The following is a 25,948-nucleotide window of genomic DNA, read 5'->3' on the forward strand; positions in this document are numbered from 1 at the left end:
CATGTCTTTGATCGAACGCTACATCACGGTTGAGATCCGCCGCCTGGTGATGATGATCGCCGGGTTTCTGATCTTCATGTTCGCCAGCTACTCCGCCCAGCGCTACCTGACCGACGCCGCCAACGGCACGCTGGCGCTGCGGGTGGTGGCCGACGTGGTGTTCTATAAGTCGCTGATCGCGCTGGAGATGATATTGCCCGTCGCGCTGTATGTCTCGGTGGCGGTGGCGCTGAGCCAGCTGTACAGCGATGCGGAGATCACCGCCATGCTGGCCGCCGGCGCCAGCCCGCTGCGGCTGTACAAGGCGGTGCTGATACTGGCCGTGCCGCTGGCGATAGCGGTCACGCTGCTGTCGCTGTATGGCAGGCCCTGGGCGTACGCCAATATTTATCAGCTGCAGCAAGAGTCGCAGTCGTTGCTGGACGTGAGCCACCTGCAGGCCGACAAATTCAACGTTAGCGGCAACGGCCGCATGATCCTCGCCAACCACGTCGACAAAACGGCCAACCACCTGACGGACGCCCTGATTTATGTGCGCGGCGGCCATCATACCAACCTGTACCGCGCGCAGTCGGTGGAGGTGCTCGACGCCTCCCCCGCCAGCCCCGCCGTGCGGCTGAAAACCGGCACCGCCTATGTGCTGGATCGCCAGGGCACCGACGACAACGGGCAGAACTACGACAACTTTGATATCGCGCTCAAGCCGTTCGTGCCCAGCGCCGAGAGCCGACACAAATCGGCCTCGCCGGCGGAGCTGGCGCGCTCCGCCGATCCGGGCGACGCCGCCGAACTGCAATGGCGCGAAAGCCGCGGGCTGACCACCGTGCTGATGGTGCTGCTGGCGATCCCCTTTAGCCGTATCAAGCCGCGACAAGGGCGCTACGCCGCGCTGCTGCCCCTGACGGTGCTGTTTACCGTGATTTTCTATGGCGGCAACATTTGCCGCACGCTGGTCGCCAACGGCTCTGTGCCGACGATCCCCGGCGTTTGGCTGGTGCCACTGGCGATGGCTGCCGGCATAGCCCTGTTGCTGGCGCGCGACTTATCCCTGCTGCGGAAACCCTCCCGATGACTATTTTTAGCCGTTACCTGATCCGCAACGTGTTCATCGGCTTCGCCGCCGCGGCCGGGCTGCTCATTCCGCTGTTCACCACCTTTACGCTGATCAACGAGCTGGAGGACGTGACCCCGGGCGGCTACCGCTGGCAGCAGGCGCTGCTGGTGACCGTGCTGACCCTGCCGCGCAGCCTGGTCGATCTGGGGCCGTTTATCGCGCTGCTCGGCGGCATCGTCGGGCTGGGGCAGCTATCTAAAACCCTGGAACTGACCGCGATCCGCTCCGCCGGGATGTCGATATTCCGCATCGCGCTGGTGATGCTCGCCGCCGGGCTGCTGATGAACCTCTCGCTCGGCGCCCTCGATGAATGGGCGGCCTCGCCACTGCAGCAACGCGCGCTGCAGATGAAGAACAACGCCCTGGCGCAGTCGAACGCTAACGACGTGACCGTGAACCCGCTGTGGGCGCGGCGCGGCAATGAGTTTGTGACGGTCAAAACCGTCGATGAGAACGACCAGCCCCACGGCATTGAGATATTCCGTTATCAGGCCAACCGCGCGCTGGAATCTTACATTTACGCCGACAGCGCCAGCACCGCCGCCGACGGCAGCTGGCTGCTGCACAACGTGATGCAGAAAAGCTGGCAAGGCAGAAAAGAGACGATTGCGCGGCAAAGCAGCCTGCCGTGGCGCTCGCTGTTCGCCGTGCCGAGCCTGAAAGAGCTGACTCTGCCGGCCGGCAGCTTCTCGCTGCAACAGCTGGAGCGCTATATCGATTACCTGCAGGGCTCGGGGCAGCCCAGCACCGAATACCGCCTGGCGCTGTGGAAAAAACTCGGCCAGCCCCTGCTGGTGCTGGCGATGATTTTGCTGGCCATCCCGTTTACCTTTACCGCCCCGCGCGCCCCCGGCATGGGCAGCCGGTTAGCGCTTGGCGTGATCGTCGGGCTGCTGACCTACATCGCTTATCAGATCGTTCTCAATCTGGGGTTGCTGTTCGCCCTCAACGCGCCCTTCACCGCCCTCGCCCCGCCGCTGCTGATCCTGGCGCTGGCGTTAGTGCTGGTTTATCGGTTTGATCGGCGGGGTTAAAAGCCCGCAGCAGCCTTTGGAAAACAAGAACTTTCCGGTTAACCTTTGGCCGGCTTTACAAATTGGCCTGAGCCGTTATCATCCCTTATCTGGTGTCCTATGCGCCGTTAGCTATCGCTGACTGCCGTTCGATAACATGCCCCTCAGGGGGCCATCGAGTGCAAGGAGTGCGAGCGCCCGCCTGAACAGGCCAAGACGCAGCAAGCAAAGGAAGAGACACACTATGTTTTCCCGTTTGAAACTGCTGTATATCGCCGATGATATTATTTCACCTGATGAATTCCCCCGTATAGTCAGCCCTTCCAGCGCCTGTCACGGCCTTTCATACATGCCGGACAATGACATTCTGTCGCTTTTTTCTGGTTTTCGCGGTGGCGAACGGATCCGCCGTGAAGTCGGCGTTACGCAAAACGGAATAAGCTCTAACCTGCGCGCAAGAGTGCAGAGCGACCTAATGAGAGGCGTTGTCGTAGCGGTCGAAACCCGGCCCGGCGTGTTGGCGACGATGGGGCCATTTTACGCCGACATCGACGGCTACCTGATACCGCAGGGGAGACAAGAGCCCAACTACCCGGTGGACAAGATAGTGAAGCGGTACGAAGAGGCCGTGAAGTCTTACGGTGGCCGCCGGGCGCGCCCGTCCGTCTTCCCCGCACAAGTCACGCGGGCCAAACCGGCCCTTGGCCCGGATATCCCGGCGCAAGGTGCAAGAGCCTCACAGTCGGTCGTGTCTGGCTCCTTGACCAAAGCGCAACGCTGGCAGGAGCGAAAATACCTCATTGGCCGCGGGCAACGGAGTATCTACCCGGACGCCCGAATCGCCTCGGAACGCCTGGCGGTAAACAATGTCGCCGTCGAGAAGGCAAAGCTGGCGGAGAATATCTACAAGACCACGAATCCGCTAAAGGATACACCCGGCATTCCTGAGGGTTGGAAAGATGTCAGTAACGATGAGTTGGCGCTAAACAAACTGGGTCTTAAAAGCTCAATGCTTTATGATAACAATTTATCTCCAGACTTTCTGGCCCGAGTATATCAACCTGATAGAGGTATTTTTGGTAAAGAGATGAACCCAACGGTCGTGTTCAGAGGGTCAAGAGCGCCAGAGTTCCCGCAGGGAATCGGCAGCGCCGCAAAAAAAGCACTTAAAGGTGATTTATCGGGCATTAAAAATGTAAATGACTGGATAAATAACGGTGCTCAAGGGATTGGTAAAAGTTCTGAGTATTATAAAAAGGCTGTTGAGATTGGTGACGGCATATCAAAAACCCCCAGTATTGATATCTCTGGTCATTCATTAGGTGGTGGAATGGCTTCCGCAGCATCAATGACCAGTGGAAAACCCGCATGGACGTTTAATGCAGCCGGACTCCATCATGGAACTGTAGGAAGATACGGATCTGAGATGATTGGTTCAGCCAAGAACATACAGGCCTATCGAGTGGAAGGTGAGCTATTAACCACGTTACAGGAGGTTAATAACGAAAGTGATTATCAGCTTATAAAAAATGCCCTGCCCGATTCTTTGCAAAAACCCTGGGGCGTAGCATTGCCTTTCACCTTGAAAGAGTGGTCATCACTGGCGCTGCCTGATGCCGCCGGCATACCGCACACTCTTGCCGGTGGGACAGGAACCTTGCTCGATAAACACGGTATAGACCAGACAATAAAGTTGATTGAAGATCAGAAAGACGAGGATGTCGCCACCATCAGGGGGAGAATATGAGCAAGTTGATAATGGCAATGGCGTTACTCTTTACTGCTCTCATGATGCAAGGATGCGAAAAAAACATGGAATATGAACCACGGGATTTTTTTGTAGGCCGTCAACTGGACATCGCCCAACTGATTTATGATGGCGACGAAGTGAAACTGAATGAGAAGCTTCCTTCAATAAGCAAGGAAGAACTGAATCGACCGGTTAAGGCGGACATGACCCTGCTGTTTTGGTCGGTGCTAAACGCAATCTATGATAAAAATACGCCGAAAAGACTGAGCATTATTACTGACTTGGTTAAAGCGGGTGCAGACCCATTGCAACCCAGACCGGAAGGGGGAAGCAGTCCAGCTGAGTTTGTCCTGCAGGGCGATAAAGATGTCTGGATAAAAGCAATGTTGGATGGTGGGTTACCACCGAATTCTAGAGATAAAGTTCATAATGAGCCAATTATATTCGAAGCATTAGACGCGAAAAACACTGAAACTTTAAAGGTGATGTTAGATTATGGTGCGGATATAAACACAAGAGATTCATTGGGAAACACCTTGTTAATAAGCTCACTGGATTCTCGTTCGTTTGATCATACGATTCTTTTGTTAGAGAGAGGTGCGGATAGCAAAATAAAAGGGAAGTTTGGTTGGACTATGGGCAATCAGCTTCAGCGCTTTATAGATAGAGGTGTAGGCGATGCCGAAGATAAAGAGAAAATTGACAAGATAAAAGAGTTATTAATTAAAAAGGGTGGTGACTGGCCTCCACTACCTGTAGAGAATTGAGACTCCCCTAAGGTCGACGTCGAAAACATGTAATATACCGTTCAGGGGCTGAATGGCAACCGCCATCCAGCCCCTGCTTGCCCAGCCGACGTTAACGCAATTCCTTCGCTATCGCACTAAACATCAGCGATGCCTCCAGCGGTTGCGCGCTGAAAGAAGGCTCCGCCTGCGGCCAGGTGGACCACTGGACGATCACCAGATTCTCCGCCTGATTAACCATAATCATCTGGCCGAAGATCCCCAGCGCCCACAGGGAATGCTTGAGGGAAGCCTGCGGGGCGGGTTCCACGTTGGTCGCATTCACCGGCACTTCGTTGTTCCACCACTGGAAGCCGTAGATGCCGTTTGGATGCGCCGCCGACACCGACCCTGCCGCCCGCGTCCAGTTGGACGACTGGGCTACCCAATCTTTCGGCAGGATCTGTTTGCCGTTCGGCAACGTCCCGTTATGCAGGATGAATTCGCCGAAGCGCCCCCAGTCTTCCAGCGTGGCGTTGAACCCGTGCGCGCCCACGTCGTGCTGGCCTTTGGCGTAGGCATGCCACACCCCATCGCTCGCCATGCCGTAGGGCTGCCAGATGCTTTGCTGCAGATAGGCCGCCAGCGGCATGCCGGTGGCACGCTCCAGCACGTCGCCCAGCAGCCACGCGCCGCCGGAGGAGTAAGACCAGTTCTGCCCGGCCGGATGCGCACGCTGCAAACCGGCCACCAGCTTGCGCACGCAGGCGTAGGTGCCGGGCCTGGCTTCACACTCGGTCAACTGCGCGAAGTCCGATTTTGGGTTGGTGTAATCCTCATTCCACGCCACGCCCGAGGTGTGGGTGATCAGCTGCCTGAGAGTCACGCCGTCCCACGCGGTGCCTTTCAGATCGGGTTCGTATTGCGTGATGAGATCGTCGAGTGAGCGGATCTTGCCCTGTTTAATCGCCACGCCCACCAGCGTGGCGACCACGGATTTGCCCACCGAGCGCGACGTCCACAGGGTGGCGTCGGTATTGCCCTGCCCCAGATATTTCCAGGCGATTTTGCCGTCTTTCAATACCAGTATGCCGCTGACGTTCTGGCGCTGCAGGTAATCCTGCAGGTGGTAGGTTTTGCCATTCACCCGATAGCTGGCGTCGGTTAACGGTTTAGCGGCAGTAAGCAGCGGCGCGGCGTTGCCGTGGTGAAACACATCCCCGGCATAGTTACGATAGTCGTTACGAAAACCGATCACCCGGTCGCTCTGGCTCCAGGTGAGCATCTTGTGCGTATCCGGCAATTGCGCATCGAAAGGCGCGGGACAGGCGCTGAGTTCGGTGCCCGCACAGGCGGCCAGCGCGGCGGGTGCCAACAGGCCGCTGCAGAGACTGATGACAACGCCCGCCAGCAGGCTGCGGTTAAACACTTTGCTTTTCATATTTTTTCTCACTTAGCTCAGGAAGGCGTTCAGCTTAAAAAAACGCGGCCTATAATAAAAAACGCCTGATGGGGGAAAATCCCCCGAAAAATCGACGGGAGAACCGCGTGCCGAGCCTGATTTATTCCTTTGCCCAACTGGAAGCCTTCACCGCCGTGGCCGAGCACGGCAGCCTGGCGAAAGCCGCGCTCAAGCTGGGCAAAGACCGCACGACGCTGCGCGATTTGATTGATTTTCTCGAGGATGGCTTGGGCTATGCGCTGTTCCTGCGCGAGGGGCGCAGCCTGCACCTGACGCCGGAAGGCGAACAGCTGCAGCGCCAGGCGCACCTGCTGATGCGCCAGGTGAAAGCGTTTGAGGCATTTGCCAAAGACGTGCCGAAGAGCGCGGCGCAGGAAATTTCGCTGGTCTACGACCCCTTTACCCCCCGCGCGCTGCTGCAGGCGCTGATTGCCGCTATGGCCCAACGCAACACGCGCCTGAGCCTGATTAACGCCTCGCGCGATGAAGCGGAAAGGCTGCTGGCGAGCGGCCAAGCCGATCTGGGCATCTGCCAGGCGCGCAACCGCAGCGTGGGCGACGCCATGGAGTGGCGCGCCGCCTGCAAATTTCCGGGCACACTATCTTCACCAACGAACTGGAAATGCTGCGCGCCCTGCTCGAACAAGGCTGCGGCTGGGGATTCTTGCCGACGCACATGCATGCCGAACAGTGGAAAAACGTCAACACGCTGCGCACCGAAGTGGGCAGCCAGGGGATCAGCCAAACCATGGTGACCATCTGGAAGCCGGGCAATGACAGACGGGCGCTGATTGATGAGACACTGGCGTTGTTGCCGGGGTTATGGGGGAAATTGCGGTGTGAAAAGTCGCTGCTAGATTAGCGGTGTTGTTACCGGAAGACGGTCTTAGGACTCATCATCTACGTTGTCGATCTGATCGCTCTTAAGCAGGGATTTCTGTTTTCCTCAATGAGCCCCATAACGCTTCCGTTCCACAGCTACTGGTGCTGGTTTATTGCTTTGAACGGTGGCATTAAGGGGCAGTTTTAGCGAGAAGCGGACGTTCATATTTTATAATCTGCAAATAATTCCATTCAAAAGTAAAACACCTCACCATTTCGGTTTTTCGCACTCACAGCTCTGAATTTACCTCTTTCGCCAGCAGTTCCAATACTGACTTCAGCCAGTTAGTCGCTTATCGCTACGTATATACGAACAAATCTTCACTTCAAAGGAGGGGATCTTGAACGGCAGTGCAAAAATCTTGATATTGATTGCCGTGAGCAGTTTCTCTGCTGCGAGGCGGGGAATTGTCATCAGCAGATCGCTTTCTTCAACAATAAACGGCGAACTCAGAATGGATGGCGTTTTGATCGCTATCTGCCGTATATAACCCATCTGCTCAAGTTGTAGATCTAGGATACCTCGCTTCTCATTCCAAGTTGATGAAGACAAGAAAGTGCTAATTGGTTTCGTCCTCAGCCCCCCCTCAACGGACATTTTTCAGCTGAAAAATGGTGAGCATGCCGGTGAAAGTCGCGTCAACCTGAAAGCCCGTCTGATCAAGGTGGACTAGGTCAAAATAGGCTAGGATATGGTTTACAGGACTGAACATGCGGAACTGCAACAGGCGCCGAACGCCGCTTCACAGTAGCAATCCTACGCCGAAAACTTATACTGATATTACTCCTAAGCCTGCTCATTTTTGGGCAGGCTATCTAAAACGAACTAGCATTTCAAAGATGTTATGGAATAATTGGTGGTGGCTAAAATGGGCTGATTAACTGATTGGAGCTTAATGAACTCCTTTTGTCACATATCTGATACCCTTTACTGTCAATATTATCGATTGAAAATGTATATTTTTCATTTAAAATTTGTTATTTTAATGAATGAAATTTGGGATCCAACCCAGTGTTGGTGACAGGCATGGGCACGGAAATTGGATTTTTTAGTAACCAGGTGTCTTAAGTCGATAATTTTTGAAATAAAAGGACGAAGATGAAAATATCCAAAATATCTGTTAAGAATCTATTTGGGATTTTTAACCATGATATTCCACTAAATGAAAATCCAGATATTACGATTGTTTTAGGTGAAAATGGAATCGGTAAGACCAAGCTTTTGGAAGCTATTAGTGCCATTTTTAGGAATGATTACGATTTTTTAGTTGAGCTTGATTTTGAAAGTATTGTTATCTTTTTTGATACCGGAGAGTCTTGGGGTTTTTCTAAAAGCTTGCATGGAAATGACTCAACATTATATGTGCAAAGAAAGTTTTTTAATTCAAATCCCAAATCAAAACCTGAGAGGTTATCAAATTCTAAGCATGGGAAAAAGATTCATTCAATGGAGCGGCGAAGAAGAGAAATAGAGATGATTCATTACGAGATGCTGCACTCTCGTTATGATTATGAATCTAAAGATTTCTATGATTTAATGAAAGAAAATGAATATTTAGAATATAAGCATCGTAATGATTTAGAGAGAATAAAGCCGCTAAAATGGATTTTAGAAGAAACAAAAAAAATCAATATTAGACTCATTGAAACCCAGCGAATAATCACCAGAAATGAAATGAGCAAAAACGCCTATGAAAGCGCTGTAATACAATGCTCAAATCAGTTGAAAGACTTAATATCAGTTGCAATAAAATCCTCTGCAGATATCACGTCAGCTCTTGATAGCACATATCCCAATCGTTTAGTAAAAAGTCTTCGTGAGGAAAATAATTATACTTATTCCCAGCTAAATGAAGATCTTTCTGATTTAAACGAAAAAAGGAAAACTTTATCAGCTGCAGGATTGGTTGTTGATGCTCAAGACACAGAGCTTGCAGTAATTGAGGATGAAAATAATGATTCTATCATCATATCAATGAAGCAATACGTTGAGGATAGTAAGAAAAAGCTCGAGCCGTATGAAAAGTTGGCAGAGAAAATTGGATTATTTATGGATATAATAAGCAACCGATTTAAACATAAAACTATCAAAGTTAATAAAGATGAGGGCATTACATTTTCATCCATCATTAGTGATAAAAGAAACAACCCCATTAATATCGCATTAGGCAAGCTTTCCTCTGGTGAGCAACATGAACTTGTTTTGTTCTTTAAGCTTATTTTCAATTCAACCCCTGGAGATCTTATCCTAATTGATGAGCCTGAACTTTCATTGCATATTTCATGGCAAACGCAATTTATAGATGACTTAAAAAGAGTTGCTGCTCTAAATGAAATTTCTGCAGTTATTGCTACTCACTCTCCTGACATAATTTCATCTAATTGGGATTTGAGAGTTGAATTGTTAGGGGTAAAGTGAGTGGAGGGATACATTACTGCTGAACGGATCGCAAACTCAATTATGCAACAAAATAGCTTCGAAGGAACGCACATTTTAGTGGAGGGAGTTAAGGACATTAAAGTTTACACTAAGTTCTTTCAAAAAGAACAGGTCAAGCTCACGCAGACATTTGGTAAGTATAAGTTGCGTGAAGTTTTCGATATATTATCTCTAAGGGGATTTAACAAGAAAATAGCTATTCGTGATGCAGACTTCTTACGATTGAAAGATAATAGAAAGTTTGAGGTAGACTATGCAATTGACATCTATCCAACTGATGGTCATGACAGCGAAGTCATGATGTTGGCAGTGAACACTCTTGAGGATTTATTGGCTGTAACTGTTGAGCAGGATAAGCTAGATGCTTTTGAAAAAAGAATAGGGGAGTCGTTCAAATCAAGGGTAATTAAAATGTCATACCTTATTGGGTGTTTGAGGCTTGCTAACAAAAGATCAGGGCTGGGATTGTTATTTAAGCCCGCAAAGCAAGGTGGAAATAGAATAAAATTCAAGAAATTTGTCTGTGACAAAGAATTTAACATTGACACATCTAAAATGATTCATGTCATATCTGAATATTCTAAAAATAGAGATACAATCGTTTGTGCACAACAAGTGATCACTGATAATCTTGATAAAGTGTTGATGGAAAATCATGATGTACTTGAAGTTATTAATGGACATGATGTAGCTGAAATAACATGCATATTATCCTCTATCGGAGTTAAAAGTAAGAGTGATATATTTCAGCATCCTGATAAATTAGAGGAGGCACTTGCCATGTGCTTTGATAGGAATAAATTTTGTAGTACAAATCTCTATAGAAAAATAAACGACTGGAAAGTTAAGAATGATTTAGAGATTTTTTTTAGTATGTGATGAGTTTTTTCAAGCTTTAAATTATTTACTCAAAACAACGCTGCCTCCGGTCGGCGTTTTTTTGAAAATGCAAAAATAGTTGTTGATTGAAGCATGCAGAATAATTGCGCACAGTGAATCGCCACGGGTTTAACAGACACTTCCGAGTCATTTAAGATGACTTAAAAGAGAGGTACCCATGAGCGGTAAGCTTTATCCTGAAGAGTTCAAAATTCAAGCGATCAAACAGGTTGTTGATCGCGGCCATTCCATCGCAAGCGTCTCCACCCGTCTTGATAGGGGTCAGCTTGGAAAACGGAATCTATGGTCACTCCCGTTTTTGCAACACCGATTTTGACGATAAGTTGGCTTGCTTGAATCTATCCGGCGTCTGAATGGGATTTTATTCCCGCGCCTCGATGAGTTCCGCGCCTGATGAACCTCCAGAAAATATACGGCTTCAGCGAGCCTTTCCGTTTTACAGGTTCCTCAACAGGCCGGTGGGCCGTTTGTATCATCAATATCAGTATTCGCAAAACCAGATGAATGATTGTTTAAACTGGTGTATTTCTGCCTTTATGCTTCGTAAGTTTGCTGTCGCGCCGTCAGTGCCCAGGCTATTCTGGCCAGCTTGTTTGCCAGAGCACAGGTGACGACAAAGTTGCTTTTCCGACACAACAACTCCCTGACCCAGTCGGCCAACTTGCCAGACTGGTGTTCCAGTTTTTGTATGAATACCCTGGCACACTGAACCAACAAAGTTCGGATCTTTTTGTTGCCCCGCTTGCTAATCCCTAACAATGTCGTCCGACCTCCCGTGCTGTACTGTCGGGGTACCAGCCCTGTTGCCGCCGCAAAGTCACGGCTGCTGGCGTACTGCTTCCCGTCGCCAATCTCAGTTGAAATAGTACTGGCAGTCAGCGTTCCAACGCAGGGAATACTCAGCAAGCGCTGTCCAACCTCATCTTCGTCCAACTTTCGTTTCAACTGAGATTCCAGATCTTTAATCTGCTCAACAAGATAGTGATAATGCTGTTGTAATTTCAGCAGTAACTGGCTGAGATAAAGAGGCAAACTACTGTCCTCAAGAAGGGTACTCAGTCGACTAATAACGGCAGCACCTCGCGGAACGCTGATACCAAATTCCAGCAGAAAAGCATGCATCTGATTAGTTGTTTTCACCTTATCCTGAACCAGGGATTCACGGACACGATGCAGAGCCCGCATTGCCTGCTGAGATTCGGTTCTGGGCTGCACGAAACGCATAGATGGACGTGATGCTGCTTCACAGATAGCTTCAGCATCAACGAAGTCATTTTTGTTGCTTTTAACGAATGGGCGGACAAATTGCGGTGATATCAGCTTTGGAAAATGCCCTAACTCTGCCAGCTTGCGTGCCATAAAGTGAGAACCGCCACAGGCTTCCATCGCGATGGTTGTTGCTGGGCATGTCGCCAGAAATTCGATTAGCTTTGGTCGGGTGAATTTTTTACGGTAAACGGCCTTCCCACGATGATCCTGACAATGAATATGGAAAGAGTTCTTACCCAGATCGATACCAATAAGCGCAATGTTTTCCATGATGGTTCTCCGAATGAAAGCCTGTCCTCAGCATAGTACTGGGAAGGAGGGAGTGACCATCTCATTAAATATCCTACGTTAAAGCCGTCTCTTAAGCAGACATGGCAGGCAGCTCTGAGCGAAAAGCGGAAGTTAGCACTTATCTACCGTCAATCAAAAATGATTACGAAAGCAGTGGCTATTCGGTTCTGACCAATACTACAGCACGTGGGGTTGATAGCTCAACTTTCCTAGAGGGTTCTTCGTGTGTCAATTCAAACCCTTCGGCCAACTCACTTGGTAGATCAGAGTCTGGGTGTATTTCCTGGAGTGACGATAGCATACTTCCCAACCAAATTCGCATTTCAGTGGTTCCAGTTGAACCATATAAAACCTGCTGAAGAGGTGTCCCTATCAAGCCCAATTCAAGTGATTTTCCAAAGGTATACATACAGCAAGTTGCTGTTATTTCATCATAACGGCCAATTTTGCGAACTTGACCTAATTGAGTTTTCCACTGGAGTGTACCCGACGGCTTATAGTTATTTTTCAAGGGACTAAGTCCATTCGCAACAAAGTAAGCAAAATCGAACCCCTGACCTTTAGGATAAAAAACTCCAAATGTACCCACTGATGGTAGTAGGGCGTTAGAAAGTAGATCGGCGGGGAAATTAATTTTTGCTGTAGTAGCACTTATTGAAGGTCGATTTGATAGCAAGTCCCACTGCTCTAAATTTGCACGAAATTTGTATGGTGAAAACACCACTGGAGCACACTGTAATGGGTTAGAAGAGACTTTTGCTTGATTAAAAGTAACGCGCGCTGCTCTAGGGTTTCCCACTGGGTAATGGATGATCATTACGTCACATAATTCACAGCGTGGGACTGGTCGCCCTGTACCTCGGTTAGCACTAAATTTCACTTGGTAACGATTACCATGATATTCTTGCGTCAGTGCATTTGAACCGAGTGAATTGAAAGCGCGGATGAATGCACGGAATAGTGCTATTTCACCACTAGCAGCCAATGACTCTATGTGAAAGGCATTCTGAAGAGCTGATCCAATCATTAGACTTATAGTCTCCTTAGTTATGAAGCTCTTGAAGATAGTGACAACACTATAACTAATCAGTATGTCATTAAATGTTAACTATTAGCATTCTGCTCATTTTAATCTTACTTCTTAGGTACTATTATATTAGCCCTGTAACACTTTCGTTTTCTCATAACATCAAAGAAAACCGACTAATAAATGGCCCTTAAATGAAACCCAAAAAATTAATTACTCATCCAATACATTTATCTGAAGAATGTCCGTTTTTGGCATAAAACAGTCATTGTTACCTAACGTTGATCATGAAACATCACCTTACCAGACTCTCCGTCAACATAATATAGCTACATAAAATGATTCAATTCACAATTAATAAACCAACGCCATTATTACCTCTATTTTCATTCCATTATTTTCTCTCCCCCCGCTCCAACCCCAACTCCCCCCTAGCACCGCCCCCGCCCTTTCCCTACAATAAGGGTTCTGTTGAGGCATAACGCAAGGAAAGACGGTGTCGAAAGCCAATCCCAATGCCACTATCGTGGATATCGCCCGCCGCGCCAGGGTGACCAATATCACCGTTTCCCGCGCCTTCAATAAGCCCGAGCTGGTCAAGCCGGAAACCCGCGAGCGCATTCACGCCATCGCCAAAGAGCTGAACTATGTGCCCAACGCGTTCGCGCAGGGGCTGAAAAGCAGCAGCAGCCAGATTATCGGCATCGTCACCAGCAGCATGTACAACCCGTTCTATTCCGGCCTGATCAAGACCGTGTCGCGCATTGCGCGCCAGCAGGGCTACCAGATCATGCTGTTCGACACCGACGGCAGCGAGGAGGCGGAAATGCGTGCCATTCAGGCGCTGTTCGGCTACAAGGCACGCGGCATCCTGCTGTCGGCGGTGCGCGACGACAAGCGCTACCGCCCCGCCTATCTCGAGCTGGCCGAGGTGTACGGCGTGCCACTGATCCTGATCGACCGCGATCTTTACGATCAGCAACTGAGCGGCGTGTTCCTCGATAACCGCGAGATCGGCGTGCTGGCCGGGCGCTATCTGGCGGAGCAGCCGGAGAAGAAGCTTTTGATTATCGGCGGCCCGGCGGATTCGGAAATTACCTTAACGCGCACCGCCGGCATCGTCGCGGCCTTGCAGGGCAGCGGCCGTGAGATTCACATCATCAACGGCGACTATGATTTCACCTCGCAAGAGAGCGAGGTGCGCGCCTATCTGGCGCAGCCGGAGAACCGCCCGGATTGCATCATCGGCCTGAACGGCATCATCACGCTGGGCGCCATCGCCATCTGCCACGAGATGGGGCTTTATGAGCAGGTGAAGTTCTTCTCGATAGACGAGCCGCCGCGCGCCGGCGCTTACGGCCTGCATATTCCGGGGGTGTATCACGATACGCAGAAACTGGGGGAGATCGCCGCGGAGCTGCTGTTCAGCGCCATTCACAGCCCGCGCGGCGAGCTGCCGGTGCGCAGAGAATTCTTCACCGGCTCGCTGTTGAATCGCTGACGGGCGCTATTGCCCGTAGTAGGCGTGTTTGCCGTGCTTGCGCAGGAAATGTTTGTCCAATAGCTCCGGCTGCATCGGGGCGATGGCCGGCGCCAGTTGGCGCGTCGCCATCGCCATGATCGCCACCTCCTCCAACACCACCGCGTTGTGCACCGCATCCGCCGCGTCCTTGCCCCAGGCGAACGGGCCGTGGGAGTAAACCAGCACCCCCGGCACCTGCTGCGGATCGCGCCCCGCCTGGTTGAAGGTCTCGATAATCACCTTACCGGTTTCCCCCTCGTAATCCCCGGCGATCTCCGCCTCGCTCATCGGCCGGGTGCAGGGAATGTCGCCGTAAAAGTAGTCAGCGTGGGTGGTGCCCAGCGCCGGGATCGGTTGCCCAGCCTGCGCCCAGATGGTGGCGTTGCGGCTGTGGGTGTGCACCACGCCGCCGATGTCGGCGAAGGCGCGGTACAGCGCCAGATGGGTGGCGGTGTCGGATGAGGGTTTGCGGTGCCCTTCGCGCACCTTGCCCTCCAGATCCACCACCACCAAATCCTCCAGCGTCATCGCCTCGTAGGCGATGCCCGAAGGCTTGATCACCACCAGCCCGCTCTGGCGATCGATCGCCGAGACGTTGCCCCAGGTAAAGGTCACCAGCCCGTATGCCGGCAGGCTGAGGTTGGCGGCCAGCACCTGCCGCTTGAGTTCGTTCAGCATGCGATGCCTCCCTCATTCATCTGTTGTTCGATCCAGGCCTTGGCCTGGGCGATGCGTTGCTTATCCTGCCCGTCTTCGCGCGCCCACATCTCCAGCAGGTAGGGTCCGCGATAGCCGAGCGCGTTGAGCACGGAAAAGGCATGGGCGAAATCCACGCAGCCTTCGCCGAACGGCACGTCGCGGAACTGCCCGGCGCTGCCCGGCCCCACCGCGACGGTGTCTTTGAGGTGCACGGCGGTGATGCTGCCGATGCCCAGCGCCAGCTCGGCGGCGACGTCGTTGCCCCAGGCGCTGAGGTTGCCGAGATCGGGATACACCGTGAACCACGGGCTGTTGACGTGGCGGGCGATGTCGCGCCATTTGCTGATGCTGTTGATGAACGGCGTGTCCATCACCTCCACCGACAGCATCACCTGCGCCCTGGCGGCCTGCGCCGCCGCCCACTGCATGCCCTCGATAAAGCGTTCGCGGCTGTGGCGATCAGCGGGTTCGTAATAGACGTCGTAGCCCGCCAGCTGGATGTTGCGGATGCCGAGATCCGTCGCCAGTTCCAGCGCCTTGCTCATCAGCACCCGTGCCCGCTCACGGGTGGCGGCGTCATGGCTGCCGAACGGGTCACGCCGGTGCGCCGACAGGCAGAGGCTCGGCACCGTCACCCCGCTGTCGAGCCGCGCCTGGATAAACGCCAGCCGCTGGCGGCGATCCCAGTCCAGCCGCTGCTGGCGCGCCGGCTGTTCGTCGATCGACATCTCCACGAACTCAAAGCCCAGCTCGGCGGCGGTGGCCAGCCGCTGCGGCCAGCTCAGATCGGCGGGCAGCGCCTTTTCATACAGCCCCAGACAGGCGGCGTTAGTCGTTTGCATCAGTCACCTCACTCAAAGCCTGAGCGACCGCCAGATAGCGCGCCTGCTGGGCGCGCAGGCGCCGATGGGCGGCGGTCGCGGGATAATAACAGCGCAGTTTGGGCGGCGCGGCAGCGATCGCTTCGGCGAACCCGGCGTACTCCCCGGCGCCGACGGCGGCGCACAGGGCGGCGGCGCGGCAGCCGCTTTGGCGCGTTTCCACCACCTCAAGCGGCAGGTTGCCGGCGTCGGCGTACATCTGCATCCAGACCTCGGACTGCGTCGGCCCGCCGGTCATGCGCACCCGCTCGATGCGCGGGTTCAGCTGCACCATGCGCTCCTGATGGATCAGGTGCGAGAATACGATGCCCTGGTAGATCGCCTGCACCACGTCCGCCATCTCATGATGGGCGCTCAGGCCGATCAGCCCGCCCGGCGTGTTGCCGCCGAGGTTGGAGCCGTACAGATACGGCAGGAACAGCAGCCCGCTGGGCTGCTCGCGGCGCTCGGCCACCCAGGCGTTGAACTGGGCATAGCGCTGCCGGTCGTCGGCGCAGAACTGGCGCAGGAACCAGGCCAGGTTGCCGGCCGAGGTCGGGCTGCCTTCGTGCACGAAATAGCGGCCGTCGATGCAGTAGCGCCCCCAGGCGTAGGGATAATCGGCGGGAATGATGCGCTCGGTCACGCAGGTGGCGATCGACCAGGTGCCCGCCACCGCGCTGAGCGTGCGATCGTCCGCCACGCCGGAGCTGAGCGCCGCGCCCACCACGTCGAACAGGCCGCCGTACACCGCGGTGCCCGTTCGCAGGCCGCACTGCGCCGCCGCCGCGACCGTCACCCGCCCGGCCAGCTGCGCCGAGCCGATCACCGGCGCGGTCTTCTCCTGCGCCTCTTCGATGCCGAAGGCCGCCATCAGCATCGGATCGTAAGCGCCGCTGCGCTGGTTAAACAGATTGCTGCCGGAGATGTTGGTCACCTCGGCCGCCGCCTCGCCGGTGAGGCGAAAGCGCAGGTAGTCGTGTGCCATCAGGATGCGATCGACGGCGGCGTACTGCGCCGGTTGCCGCTGCTTCAGCCAGCGCAGCAGCAGCGCCGGGTGGCTGGGCCACAGCGGCTGCAGGCTGCGCGGGTAGGTCTGCGCGTCCACGCCGGCGCGGCGCAGCTCAGCCACCGTGGCCGCCGCGCGGTTGTCCGAAGAGAGGATGCCGTTGCCGACCGGTTTGCCGTGGCGATCGATGGCGTAAAGCCCTTTGCCGTGCGCAGAGAAGCTGACGCCGCGCACCTGCCCGGCATCCAGCCCCGCCGCGTGCAGCGTCTGGCGGATCGCTGCGCAAACGTCATCCCACAGCGCGTCCATATTGCGTTCGCTGAAGCCCGGCTGGGCGGCAATCGCCGCGCCGTCGCGCTCGGCGATCGCCAGCTCTTCGCCGCTTGCCCGGTACAGCCCGGCCTTGATCACCGTGCCGCCGACGTCTATGCCAAGAAAGACTGCCATCGCGCCTCCTATTTGCGCCGCACGGAGCTGAGGTAGATGGCGGCCAGGATGATGCCACCCTTCACCACGTTCTGGATATACGGCGACACGTTCATCAGATTGAGGCCGTTGTTGAGCACCCCGAGCATCATCGCCCCCACCAGCGTGCCGACGATGGCGCCGCGCCCGCCGGAGATCGCCGCCCCGCCCAGCACCACCGCGGCGATGGCGTCCAGCTCGAAGCCTTCGCCGGCGTTGGGCTGCCCGCTCATCAGACGCGAGGTCAGCACCAGCCCGGCCAGCGCGGCGGTCAGGCCGCTGATCACGTACACCAGCATCTTGTAGCGCGGCACGCGGATGCCGCTCAGCCGCGCCGCCTCTTCGTTGCCGCCCATCGCATAGACGTAGCGGCCGAACGGCAGTTGGTTGAGCATCAGCCAGGCCAGCACGTACACGCCGAGCATGATCAGGATCGGCACCTGGATGCCCAGCACCGTGCCGCGGCCGAAGAAGGAGAACACGTCGGGCAGGCCGGAGATCGGGTAGCCGCCGGTATAGAGCAGCGCCAGGCCGCGGGCGATGCCCATCGACGCCAGGGTGACGATGATCGGCGGCATGCGCAGGTAGGCGATGCAGGCGCCGTTGGCCAGGCCGAACAGCGCGCCGACCGCCAGCGCCGCCACCATCGCCAGCGGAATGGGCACCGCCGCCAGCATCAGCCCGGCGGCGACCGAGCCGGCCAGCGCCATCACCGGCCCCACCGAAAGATCGATGCCGCCGGTCAGGATGGCGCAGGTCATGCCCACCGCGATGATGGCATTGATCGACACCTGGCGCGCCACGTTGGTCAGGTTGTTGACGCTGAGGAAGCTGTCGTTCAGCAGGCTCATCAATACGAACAAGATCACGAAGCCGATAAACGGCAAGACCGCCGGGTGATGCAGCAGTTTTTCCCAGCGCTTGCCGAGGCTGGGGCCGGCGGCGCGGCGCGCCACGGCGGGTTGTTCAATTCCGATCATAAGGCACTCCCGGTCGCGTGAAGCATGATGTGGTTGGATTCGATGTCGTCGCCGGTCAGCTCGGCGACGATGTGGCCGCCGCGAAACACCAGCACGCGGTCACACACGCCGATGATCTCCGGCAGTTCGGAGGAAATCATGATGATGGAGATGCCCTGCTGGGTCAGTTGCTGCATCAGTTGGTAGATCTCGGCCTTGGCGCCCACATCGATGCCGCGCGTCGGCTCGTCGAAGATCAGGATGTTGCAGTCGTTGTTGAGCCAGCGGGCGATCACCACCTTCTGCTGGTTGCCGCCGCTCAGGGTGCTGACGGCGGTCTCGGCGTCCGGGGTTTTCACGCCCACGGCGCGGATCAGCCGCTGCACCACGTCGCGATCCTTGCGGGCGCTGACGAAGATCTTGCCGCGCCGGTGGTGCCGGTTGAGGGTGATGTTCTGCGCCACCGAGAACGGCAGCACCAGGCCCTCGGTTTTGCGGCTCTCCGGCAGCAGGCCGATGCCCTGCGCCAGCGCCTGCGCCGGGGAGCGCAGCGCCGCCGGTTGGCCGCCGAGGCTAACGCGTTTGCGGTGGCAGCGGCTGGCGCCGATCAGCGCCGAGACGGTCTCGGTGCGCCCGGAGCCCACCAGCCCGGCGAAGCCGAGGATCTCGCCCTTGTGCAGGTGGAAGCGGTCGGTCGCGCCGTGCTTCTCGCGCTGGATCTCCGCCTCCAGCAGCACCGTGGCGGTATCGACCGGGTGCTGTTTCACCGGGAAGGCGTTCTCGATTTTGCGCCCGACCATCAGCCGCACCAGCTCTTCCACGTTGGTGTCGCCGGTGGCCAGCGTTTCGATGTAGGCGCCGTCGCGCAGCACGGTGATGCGATCGCAGATGGTGAAGATCTCGTCCAGGTGGTGCGAGATAAACACCATGCCGACGCCCAGCAGCCGCAGATCGTTCATCACGCTGAACAGGTGCTCGGCCTCGCCCGGCGTCAACGTGGCGGTCGGTTCGTCCAGCACCAGCACCCGCGCCTCCAGCGACAGCGCTTTGGCGATCTCAACGAACTGCTGCTGCGCCACGCTCAGTTGCTCCACCGGGCAATCGAGATCGATAGCCACCGTCAGCCGCTTGAAGATCGCCTCGGCCTTGCGCCGCATCGCCCGCCGATCCAGCAGGCCCCAGCGGTTCCTGATCTCCCGGTTGAGGAAGATGTTGTCGATGGCGCTCATGTAGGGAATCAACGAGAATTCCTGAAAAATAATGCCGACGCCGGCCTCAATCGCCTGGCGATAGTTGTTAAAGCGGCGCTGCTCGCCGTCGATAAAAATATCGCCCTCGTCCGGCTGATAGATGCCGCACATGATTTTCACCAGCGTCGATTTGCCGGCGCCGTTTTCGCCCAGCAGGGCGTGCACTTCGCCGCGTTGAATGGCCAGATCGATGCCGTCCAGCGCCTTCACGCCGGGAAAGCTCTTCTTTATTCGCTTCAGTTCCAGTAAAGGTGTCACCGCATTGCCCTCCGCGCCGAACGCCCCGCCGCAGCGGGGCGAACCTGGCCGCTGTTACCAGCTAAAGCCGGCCGCATTGCTGCGGTCGATCAGCTTCACTTTCACCGGCACGGTTTTCGGCACCGTGGCGCCCCAGTAGCGGGCCAGCGCAATGCCGAGCGCGATGCGCAGTTGGTCGCGCGGGAACTGCGCCGAGGTGGCGATGAACGGCGAGTTCGGCTTGAGGATCTCTTTGATGGCTTCCGGCTGGCCGTCGACGCTCACCAGCTTGACCTTGGCGCCGTTGCTTTCGATCGCCGCCAGGGCGCCGAGCGCGCCGACGTCGTTGACGCTGAAGATGCCCGCCAGATCCGGCGCCGACTGCAGCATGTTTTCGGTCACGGTCAGCGCGGTGTCGCGCTCCTGCTTGCCGTTTTGCTTGGTGACGATCTTGATGTCGGGGTATTTCTTCATCGCCGCTTCAAAGCCGCGCACGCGCTCCAGGATCGGCACCACCGGGATGCCGTCGAGGATCGCCACCTTGCCTTTGCCGCCCAGCGCTTTCGCCAGGTACTCGCCCGCCTGGAAGCCGGCGTCGTAGTTTTCCGAGCCGACGAACGAATCCAGCGGCCCTTCCGCCTGCGCGTCGATCGCCACCACCACCGCGCCGGCCTTATGGGCGGAGATCACCGCCGACTGCACCCCCACCGAATCGGTCGGGTTGATCAGCAGGATATCCACCTTCTTCTGCAGCATGTCTTCCACGTCGCCGATCTGTTTGGCGACGTCATGGCGCGCATCGGCCACGTATACCTTGGCGCCGATATCCGCCGCCGCCTGATCCAGCGCCTGCTTCATGGTGACGAAGTAGTCGTTGTTCATCTCCTGGAACGACATACCGATAGTGATTTGCTTGGCCAGCGCCCCATGGCTGGCCGCCAACATTCCACCGGCGACGATAAAAGGCAGGGTCTTTTTGAATAATGAAAACATAGCCAATTCTCCTGTAGGGAAGCTTCTTGTTGTGGTTATCAGAGCAACAGCATGTCTTTACGTTTGGCCGACCGGCCGGCCCCCCATTGCGAGCGGGCCAGCGGTCGGGACTGCAACCGCGGTACAGCGGGAGGGTCAGGGAACCAGGATCACCTTGATGGAGTCGGTCGAGTCCGCCAGGGCGAAGGCTTCGTCCCAGTCGTTCAATGCATAGCTGTGGGTAACCACGCCATTGGAGGTTACCAGCCCGCGCTCGAACAGATCGATGGCGATTTCATAGCTGTAGGGCGCCAAGTGCGCGCCGCGAATGTCCAGCTCTTTGCGATCGCCGATGATGGACCAATCGACGGTGGTTTCCTTGCCGAACACGCTGAACTCCACGAAGCGGCCCAGCTTGCGGATCATCTGCAGCCCCTGGGTGACGCCGATCGGCGCGCCGGTGGCCTCGATGTACACGTCGCAGCCGTAGCCGCCGGTCAGCGATTTGACGATCTGGTCGGCGTCTTCCTTCAGCGGGTTGATCACCACGTCGGCGCCGAACTCCTTCGCCAGCGCCAGCCGCTCGTCGATGGCGTCGATCACGATCAGTTTCTTCGGCGTCTTCAGGCGCGCCACCTGCACCATGCACAACCCCAGCGGCCCGGCACCGGCCAGCACCACCACGTCGTCCAGCTGGATGTCGCCGCGCGCCACGGTGTGAATGGCGCAGGCCATCGGCTCAATCAATACCGCGTCTTCATGGCTCAGGCTTTCCGGGATCTTGTGCACGATGGCGTTCTCGGAAAAGCGCATGTACTCCGCCATGCCGCCCTCCGCCACGTCTTTTTGGAAACCGTAAATGTTATGCGTCTCACACATCCAGTAACTGCCGGATTTGCAGTAGCGGCACTCCCAGCACGGCACGATCTGCTCGGCGATCACCCGCTCGCCGAGCTGGTATTTGCCTTCCGCGCCCTCGCCCAGCGCGGCGATGCGGCCGTAGAACTCGTGCCCCGGCACCACCGGCGGTTTGACCCACGGGTTCTCCCCCCAAAACATCTGCGCGCCGTTCTTGCACTTGCAGTCGCCGGCGCAGATGCCACAACCTTCCACCTTGATCACCAGCTCGCGCGCCTTCGGCAACGGCGTGGGCACCTGTTCGAAACGATAGTCCTGCGGGCCGTGGCAAACGACCGCACGCATTTTTTCCGGCAACTGGCTCATCTCTTCCTCCAATACACTCATTAAACGCTTGAATTTTCTTAATGTTGACGTTGTCATTTTTATCCAACAAAAAACAACAAACGTTATAAAATGATAAATTTCAATAGATTAATCATCAAACATCCAGGAAAACCAAAAATGACAACGTGAACATAGAGAGACATATAACCAAAGCTGCAAAAATAATTATTTGAGCAAAATCACATATCGTTAACATTGCGGCTAAAAATGCTACAAATGCGGATCGCGATCCCATTTACGGGATCGGCGATCCGAGGGGATCCGCTAAATCAGCAGGCGCACGCGGTCGTAGATCTGGCGATCTTCCGGCCGCGACGATCGCGCCTGCTGGCGCAAGGTGCGCACCAGCGTGTCGATAAACGCATGGGCGGCGGCGCTCAGAATGCTGTTGCGCCGGGTGACGATATTCAGCTGCACCGGCCGGCAGCTCTCCCGCAGCGCCAGCGGTTGCAGGCGAGAGGCGAACTGCGGCAGCGCGGCAATCGGCTGCGGACAGCAGGTACACATTTCGGCGAACTCCACCAGCGCCTGCAGCATGCCGAACGAATGCGCCTGGATAATGCGCTGGCGCGGCAGGCGCACGCCGTGGCGGAGAAACACCTCGTCGAACAGCGCATCGAAACTTTCCGGGGTATAGCTCATCACCCAATCCTGTTCCAGCAGCTGATGCAGCGAGGTGCTGTGCGCCAGCGGGTGGCCGCGCCGCACCATGTACGCCGTTTCGTACTCCAGCAGCGGCTCGCAGTGGAACTCCTGCGGCGCCGACGACGCCGGCAGCGGCGTGATGGCGAAATCCATCGTGCCCTCGCGCAGCTGCGACTGGGCGTTGGCCATCAGGCTTTCCGACAGTTCCAGCCGCACCGCCGGCATCTTGCTGCGAAACGCCATCACCGCCGACGGCAGCACCGTCAGCATCAGCCAGGGGGTGAACGCCGCCTTGACCAGATCCGCCGTGCGCCCGCGCAGCGCCGCCATTTCGCCCTGCGCCTGCTCCAGCTGGTTCAGCACCAGCCGGGCGTGCGCCAGCAAGGTTTTGCCGTAGGGGGTAAAGCCCAGCCCGGTCGGGGTGCGGATCAGCAGCGGCAGCGCCTGTTCCTGCTCCAGTTCGCGCAGCGCGCGGGTCACCGCCGCCTGCGACAGCCCCAGATGCCGCGCCGCCGCGCGAATGCTGCCGCTGTCGGCGCTGGCCACCAGCGCCTGCAGTTGGTGCAGTTTCATGTTCACCTCCTGACAATCATAGGTTGTCAGCATAACCGAACGGCGGCTACCCGGCAAAAACGGAGTTTGCTAGTCTCGATGCCTACCCCTCTGCCCCATTCCCCGCCCGTTGGCCGGGACCCTTTGCCGGAGACCGTGATGAGCCCTTCACTCGTACTGCCTGAGATCGCCGCCGTTCATGATGAGATGGTCGCGCTTCGCCGCCACATACACGCCCACCCGGAGCTGGGATTTAAGGAGTTCGCGACGTCGGATCTGGTGGCGCAGCGTCTGGAGGAGTGGGGTTACCGCGTCACGCGCGGCGTAGGACAAACCGGCGTTGTCGCCACATTGCAGCGCGGGCCGGGAAAATCGCTCGGCATCCGCGCCGACATGGACGCCCTGCCGATCGCCGAAACCACCGGCTTGCCGCACGCCAGCACCCATGCCGGGGTGATGCACGCCTGCGGCCACGACGGGCACACCGCCATGCTGCTGGCGGCGGCGCGCTGTCTGGCGCGGCAGCCCAACTTCAGCGGCACGCTGCACCTGATCTTTCAGCCGGCGGAAGAAGGCGGCGGCGGCGCCAGAGTGATGATTGAAGACGGCCTGTTTGAGCGCTTCCCCTGCGACGCGGTGTTCGCCATGCACAACGTGCCCGGCTTCCCCACCGGCCACCTGGGCTTCGCCAGCGGCCCCTTGATGTGCTCGGCCGATACGGTGCACATCACCCTGCACGGCCACGGCGGCCACGGCGCGGTGCCGCAAAGCACCGTCGATCCGGTGGTGGCCTGCGCGGCCATCGTCATGAGCCTGCAAACCATCGTGGCGCGCAATATCGATCCGCAGGAAACGGCGATCGTCACCGTGGGAGCGATGCAGGCCGGCCAGGCCGCCAACGTAATCCCGGCGACCGCCACCCTGACGCTCAGCGTGCGCGCGCTGACGGCGGCGGTGCGCGCGCGGCTGGAACAGCGCATCACCGAGCTGGTCACGGCGCAGGCCGCCAGCTTCGGCGCCCGCGCGGAGATCGACTATCAGCACGGCTATCCGGTGCTGGTGAACCACCCGGCAGAAACCGAACTGGCGCGCGCGGTGGCGCTGGACTGGGCCGGAGAGAGCCAGGTTATCCCCACGCTGCGGCCGTTTACCGCCAGCGAAGATTTCGCCTTTATGCTGGAGAAGTGCCCAGGCAGCTACATCTCGATCGGCAACGGCCCCGCCACGCCGGGCAATTCCCTGCACAACCCCGGCTATGACTTCAATGACGACAACCTGTCGGTAGGCGCCACCTACTGGGTCAAATTGGTCGAGCGCTTTTTGGCTCGCCCCACTGTTTAATCGCCAACGCTGAGGAAATGACATGAAAACCATCAAAGGGCTGTTGTTGTTGCTGCCGCTGGCCGCGAGCTTTCCCGCGCTGAGCGGCGAATTCAGCGGCAAGGTGATCAAGCTGGGCATCGATCCCACCTTTCCGCCGCTGGAATATAAAAACCCGCAGGGCAAGCTGACCGGCTTCGGCGTCGATATCGCCCAGGCGCTGTGCGACCAGATGCAGGCCAAATGCGTGTGGGTGGAAAGCAGCTGGGACGGCATGATCCCCGGCCTGCAGGCGAAGAAATTCGATGCCATCGCCTCGTCGATGACCATCACACCGCAGCGCCAGCAGCAGATCGCCTTCTCCAGCAAAGTCTCCAACGCCCCGGCGCGGTTGGTGGCGCATAAGGGCAGCAACCTGCAGCCTACCGCCGCCTCGCTGAAGGGCAAATCGGTCGGCGTGCAGCAAGGCTCCAGCCAGGAGGCCTATGCCAACGCGCTGTGGCGCCCGGCCGGCGTTAACGTGGTCGCCTACCAAAGCCAGCAGGAGGTGAACGAAGATCTGGCCAACGGCCGGCTGGATGCGTCGCTGCTGGCCAGCGTCAGCGCCAGCGAGTTCTTCAAAACGCCCGGCGGCAAAGATTTCGCCTTTATCGGCGCCGAACTGAACGACAGCAAATACTTCGGCGTCGGCGACGGCATCGGAGTGCGCAAAGAGGATACCGCACTGCTGAACGCCTTCAACACCGCGCTGCAGGCGATCCGCGCCAACGGCACTTACAAGAAAATCAACGACAAGTATTTCGACTTCGACATGTACGGCGCGGAGCAGTAACAAGCGTTCCCCGGCGGTCACCTGCAGATCCTGCAGGATGGGGAGGCGCCTTCGGCCGCCGGGGAACGCCCCAATGGAAACGGCAGTGTCGGCAAGAACGGAAAATCAGGCGGGATAAGGATGCGAGCCAGGCAGGACGCCCGGCCCGCTAAAGCGGGTTACTTCACTTCGCCCATCGCTTTCAGCTTTTTGGACAGCTCGCGGCGTTCTTTGGACAGATCGGCATTTTTGATGATGTAGTCATCAACGCGATCTTCGTAGTCGCTGCGCATGTTGGCGATGATGCCCTGAATGTCTTCAATGCTCATGCCGGGCTTGATGTACTCACTCAGGTTGTCGAGCAGCAGCACGCGCTTCTGGTTATCACGAATTTTCTTTTCGTTGTCGACGATCTCGCGTTGCAGTTTGTTTTTGCGGCGGAACATACGCACAAACTCCAGCACGTCCTGGAAACTCGGCTTATTTGCATTATCCATCTTTATACCCTTGCTTTAGTAATACACAGATT

Annotated in this window: 21 protein-coding genes and 3 pseudogenes; 11 read left to right on the top strand and 13 right to left on the bottom strand. The window is 56.5% G+C overall.

All coding sequences use genetic code 11. From position 1 onward, the window contains the following. Window position 1 precedes the first annotated feature (1 nt). From lptF to ACJ8IM_RS03005, 4 genes are all read left to right on the top strand, one after another. The gene (gene lptF / locus ACJ8IM_RS02990) at window positions 2-1,072 is read left to right on the top strand and encodes an LPS export ABC transporter permease LptF (protein WP_033655204.1); all 1,071 of its coding nucleotides are present in this window, start codon (window positions 2-4) and stop codon (window positions 1,070-1,072) included. Continuing rightward, a complete protein-coding gene (gene lptG, locus ACJ8IM_RS02995) occupies window positions 1,069-2,148 on the top strand; it encodes an LPS export ABC transporter permease LptG (protein ID WP_033655203.1) in 1,080 nt (359 codons plus the stop codon). Before lptF ends, lptG begins: the two co-directional genes overlap by 4 nt. A 223-nt stretch (window positions 2,149-2,371) precedes the next feature. Further along, the gene (locus ACJ8IM_RS03000) at window positions 2,372-3,874 is read left to right on the top strand and encodes a hypothetical protein (protein WP_033655202.1); all 1,503 of its coding nucleotides are present in this window, start codon (window positions 2,372-2,374) and stop codon (window positions 3,872-3,874) included. Next, on the top strand, window positions 3,871-4,644 hold the full coding sequence (locus tag ACJ8IM_RS03005; protein WP_033655200.1) for an ankyrin repeat domain-containing protein: 774 nt from the start codon (window positions 3,871-3,873) through the stop codon (window positions 4,642-4,644). The genes ACJ8IM_RS03000 and ACJ8IM_RS03005 overlap by 4 nt, the downstream gene beginning before the upstream one ends. A 91-nt stretch (window positions 4,645-4,735) precedes the next feature. On the opposite strand, the gene ACJ8IM_RS03010 is transcribed toward ACJ8IM_RS03005, so the two are convergent. Next, window positions 4,736-6,043 (bottom strand): serine hydrolase domain-containing protein, encoded by a 1,308-nt coding sequence (locus ACJ8IM_RS03010; protein ID WP_033655198.1) that lies wholly within the window; start codon window positions 6,041-6,043, stop codon window positions 4,736-4,738. Window positions 6,044-6,150: 107 nt separating this feature from the next. On the opposite strand from ACJ8IM_RS03010, the pseudogene ACJ8IM_RS03015 reads away from it, so the two are divergent. Then, window positions 6,151-6,926 (top strand): annotated as a pseudogene (locus ACJ8IM_RS03015) (LysR family transcriptional regulator). Window positions 6,927-7,176: 250 nt separating this feature from the next. Here the strand turns inward: ACJ8IM_RS03015 and ACJ8IM_RS03020 are convergent. Further along, window positions 7,177-7,484: pseudogene (locus ACJ8IM_RS03020) on the bottom strand (LysR family transcriptional regulator); the annotation flags it as partial. Between ACJ8IM_RS03020 and ACJ8IM_RS03025 the strand changes: the two are divergent. The 3 genes and pseudogenes from ACJ8IM_RS03025 to ACJ8IM_RS03035 form a co-directional block, all read left to right on the top strand. Then, window positions 7,480-7,698: pseudogene (locus ACJ8IM_RS03025) on the top strand (DUF3577 domain-containing protein); the annotation flags it as partial. The pseudogenes ACJ8IM_RS03020 and ACJ8IM_RS03025 overlap by 5 nt on opposite strands. Before the next feature lie 347 nt (window positions 7,699-8,045). Continuing rightward, window positions 8,046-9,365, top strand: a complete 1,320-nt coding sequence (locus ACJ8IM_RS03030; RefSeq protein WP_072008453.1) for an AAA family ATPase — start codon at window positions 8,046-8,048, stop codon at window positions 9,363-9,365. Beyond that, on the top strand, window positions 9,366-10,265 hold the full coding sequence (locus ACJ8IM_RS03035; RefSeq protein WP_154231896.1) for a hypothetical protein: 900 nt from the start codon (window positions 9,366-9,368) through the stop codon (window positions 10,263-10,265). 555 nt (window positions 10,266-10,820) lie between these two features. On the opposite strand, the gene ACJ8IM_RS03040 is transcribed toward ACJ8IM_RS03035, so the two are convergent. Together ACJ8IM_RS03040 and ACJ8IM_RS03045 are read right to left on the bottom strand one after the other, a co-directional pair. Then, window positions 10,821-11,825: an IS110-like element IS5075 family transposase gene (locus tag ACJ8IM_RS03040; protein ID WP_000427614.1), complete on the bottom strand. Its 1,005-nt coding sequence runs from the start codon at window positions 11,823-11,825 to the stop codon at window positions 10,821-10,823. 178 nt (window positions 11,826-12,003) lie between these two features. Then, window positions 12,004-12,873: a hypothetical protein gene (locus tag ACJ8IM_RS03045; protein ID WP_072008452.1), complete on the bottom strand. Its 870-nt coding sequence runs from the start codon at window positions 12,871-12,873 to the stop codon at window positions 12,004-12,006. A gap of 496 nt (window positions 12,874-13,369) precedes the next feature. Here ACJ8IM_RS03045 and ACJ8IM_RS03050 point away from each other — a divergent pair, with 496 nt between their 5' ends. After that, window positions 13,370-14,374 carry a LacI family DNA-binding transcriptional regulator gene (locus ACJ8IM_RS03050; protein ID WP_060388043.1) on the top strand — a complete coding sequence of 335 codons (1,005 nt, stop codon included), beginning with the start codon at window positions 13,370-13,372 and terminating at the stop codon, window positions 14,372-14,374. 6 nt (window positions 14,375-14,380) lie between these two features. On the opposite strand, the gene araD is transcribed toward ACJ8IM_RS03050, so the two are convergent. The 8 genes from araD to ACJ8IM_RS03090 all read right to left on the bottom strand — a co-directional run bounded on the left by araD (window position 14,381) and on the right by ACJ8IM_RS03090 (window position 23,309). Beyond that, window positions 14,381-15,073, bottom strand: coding sequence for an L-ribulose-5-phosphate 4-epimerase (araD, locus tag ACJ8IM_RS03055; RefSeq protein WP_033632583.1), 693 nt, complete (start codon window positions 15,071-15,073; stop codon window positions 14,381-14,383). Then, window positions 15,067-15,936: an L-ribulose-5-phosphate 3-epimerase gene (locus ACJ8IM_RS03060; protein WP_033655116.1), complete on the bottom strand. Its 870-nt coding sequence runs from the start codon at window positions 15,934-15,936 to the stop codon at window positions 15,067-15,069. The genes araD and ACJ8IM_RS03060 overlap by 7 nt, the downstream gene beginning before the upstream one ends. After that, on the bottom strand, window positions 15,923-17,410 hold the full coding sequence (locus ACJ8IM_RS03065; RefSeq protein WP_033655115.1) for an FGGY-family carbohydrate kinase: 1,488 nt from the start codon (window positions 17,408-17,410) through the stop codon (window positions 15,923-15,925). The genes ACJ8IM_RS03060 and ACJ8IM_RS03065 overlap by 14 nt, the downstream gene beginning before the upstream one ends. 8 nt (window positions 17,411-17,418) lie before the next feature. Beyond that, window positions 17,419-18,408 (bottom strand): ABC transporter permease, encoded by a 990-nt coding sequence (locus ACJ8IM_RS03070; protein WP_033655114.1) that lies wholly within the window; start codon window positions 18,406-18,408, stop codon window positions 17,419-17,421. Beyond that, the gene (locus tag ACJ8IM_RS03075) at window positions 18,405-19,895 is read right to left on the bottom strand and encodes a sugar ABC transporter ATP-binding protein (protein ID WP_033655112.1); all 1,491 of its coding nucleotides are present in this window, start codon (window positions 19,893-19,895) and stop codon (window positions 18,405-18,407) included. The genes ACJ8IM_RS03070 and ACJ8IM_RS03075 overlap by 4 nt, the downstream gene beginning before the upstream one ends. A gap of 54 nt (window positions 19,896-19,949) precedes the next feature. Beyond that, window positions 19,950-20,867, bottom strand: a complete 918-nt coding sequence (locus ACJ8IM_RS03080; RefSeq protein WP_015378502.1) for an ABC transporter substrate-binding protein — start codon at window positions 20,865-20,867, stop codon at window positions 19,950-19,952. Between the two features lie 135 nt (window positions 20,868-21,002). Beyond that, entirely contained in the window at window positions 21,003-22,070 is a 1,068-nt protein-coding gene (locus tag ACJ8IM_RS03085; RefSeq protein ID WP_033655121.1) for a zinc-binding dehydrogenase, read from the bottom strand. 285 nt (window positions 22,071-22,355) lie between these two features. Next, a complete protein-coding gene (locus tag ACJ8IM_RS03090; protein ID WP_033655111.1) occupies window positions 22,356-23,309 on the bottom strand; it encodes a LysR family transcriptional regulator in 954 nt (317 codons plus the stop codon). 138 nt (window positions 23,310-23,447) lie between these two features. Between ACJ8IM_RS03090 and ACJ8IM_RS03095 the strand changes: the two genes are divergently transcribed. Beyond that, complete coding sequence (locus ACJ8IM_RS03095; protein ID WP_033655110.1) at window positions 23,448-24,629, top strand: M20 aminoacylase family protein; 1,182 nt, start codon at window positions 23,448-23,450, stop codon at window positions 24,627-24,629. A 22-nt stretch (window positions 24,630-24,651) separates the two neighbouring features. Then, window positions 24,652-25,440, top strand: coding sequence for an ABC transporter substrate-binding protein (locus tag ACJ8IM_RS03100; protein WP_033655109.1), 789 nt, complete (start codon window positions 24,652-24,654; stop codon window positions 25,438-25,440). Window positions 25,441-25,598: 158 nt separating this feature from the next. Here ACJ8IM_RS03100 and tmaR read toward each other — a convergent pair whose 3' ends face one another. Continuing rightward, complete coding sequence (tmaR, locus tag ACJ8IM_RS03105) at window positions 25,599-25,916, bottom strand: PTS system regulator TmaR (RefSeq protein ID WP_004935612.1); 318 nt, start codon at window positions 25,914-25,916, stop codon at window positions 25,599-25,601. Window positions 25,917-25,948: the final 32 nt, after the last annotated feature.

It is taken from the genome of Serratia sp. CY33525 (assembly GCF_052169115.1).
Classification (GTDB): Bacteria; Pseudomonadota; Gammaproteobacteria; order Enterobacterales; family Enterobacteriaceae; genus Serratia; species Serratia sarumanii.

Excerpts from the sequence above, each read along its gene's own strand:
- lptG (WP_033655203.1), top strand. The coding sequence starts at position 1,069 with ATGACTATTTTTAGCCGTTACCTGATCCGCAACGTGTTCATCGGCTTC.
- ACJ8IM_RS03095 (WP_033655110.1), top strand. The coding sequence starts at position 23,448 with ATGAGCCCTTCACTCGTACTGCCTGAGATCGCCGCCGTTCATGATGAG.
- ACJ8IM_RS03065 (WP_033655115.1), bottom strand. The coding sequence starts at position 17,410 with ATGGCAGTCTTTCTTGGCATAGACGTCGGCGGCACGGTGATCAAGGCC.
- ACJ8IM_RS03060 (WP_033655116.1), bottom strand. The coding sequence starts at position 15,936 with ATGCAAACGACTAACGCCGCCTGTCTGGGGCTGTATGAAAAGGCGCTG.
- ACJ8IM_RS03085 (WP_033655121.1), bottom strand. The coding sequence starts at position 22,070 with ATGAGCCAGTTGCCGGAAAAAATGCGTGCGGTCGTTTGCCACGGCCCG.
- ACJ8IM_RS03040 (WP_000427614.1), bottom strand. The coding sequence starts at position 11,825 with ATGGAAAACATTGCGCTTATTGGTATCGATCTGGGTAAGAACTCTTTC.
- ACJ8IM_RS03070 (WP_033655114.1), bottom strand. The coding sequence starts at position 18,408 with ATGATCGGAATTGAACAACCCGCCGTGGCGCGCCGCGCCGCCGGCCCC.
- tmaR (WP_004935612.1), bottom strand. The coding sequence starts at position 25,916 with ATGGATAATGCAAATAAGCCGAGTTTCCAGGACGTGCTGGAGTTTGTG.
- ACJ8IM_RS03000 (WP_033655202.1), top strand. The coding sequence starts at position 2,372 with ATGTTTTCCCGTTTGAAACTGCTGTATATCGCCGATGATATTATTTCA.
- ACJ8IM_RS03005 (WP_033655200.1), top strand. The coding sequence starts at position 3,871 with ATGAGCAAGTTGATAATGGCAATGGCGTTACTCTTTACTGCTCTCATG.
- ACJ8IM_RS03100 (WP_033655109.1), top strand. The coding sequence starts at position 24,652 with ATGAAAACCATCAAAGGGCTGTTGTTGTTGCTGCCGCTGGCCGCGAGC.
- ACJ8IM_RS03045 (WP_072008452.1), bottom strand. The coding sequence starts at position 12,873 with ATGATTGGATCAGCTCTTCAGAATGCCTTTCACATAGAGTCATTGGCT.
- ACJ8IM_RS03080 (WP_015378502.1), bottom strand. The coding sequence starts at position 20,867 with ATGTTTTCATTATTCAAAAAGACCCTGCCTTTTATCGTCGCCGGTGGA.
- ACJ8IM_RS03030 (WP_072008453.1), top strand. The coding sequence starts at position 8,046 with ATGAAAATATCCAAAATATCTGTTAAGAATCTATTTGGGATTTTTAAC.
- ACJ8IM_RS03010 (WP_033655198.1), bottom strand. The coding sequence starts at position 6,043 with ATGAAAAGCAAAGTGTTTAACCGCAGCCTGCTGGCGGGCGTTGTCATC.
- ACJ8IM_RS03090 (WP_033655111.1), bottom strand. The coding sequence starts at position 23,309 with ATGAAACTGCACCAACTGCAGGCGCTGGTGGCCAGCGCCGACAGCGGC.
- araD (WP_033632583.1), bottom strand. The coding sequence starts at position 15,073 with ATGCTGAACGAACTCAAGCGGCAGGTGCTGGCCGCCAACCTCAGCCTG.
- lptF (WP_033655204.1), top strand. The coding sequence starts at position 2 with ATGTCTTTGATCGAACGCTACATCACGGTTGAGATCCGCCGCCTGGTG.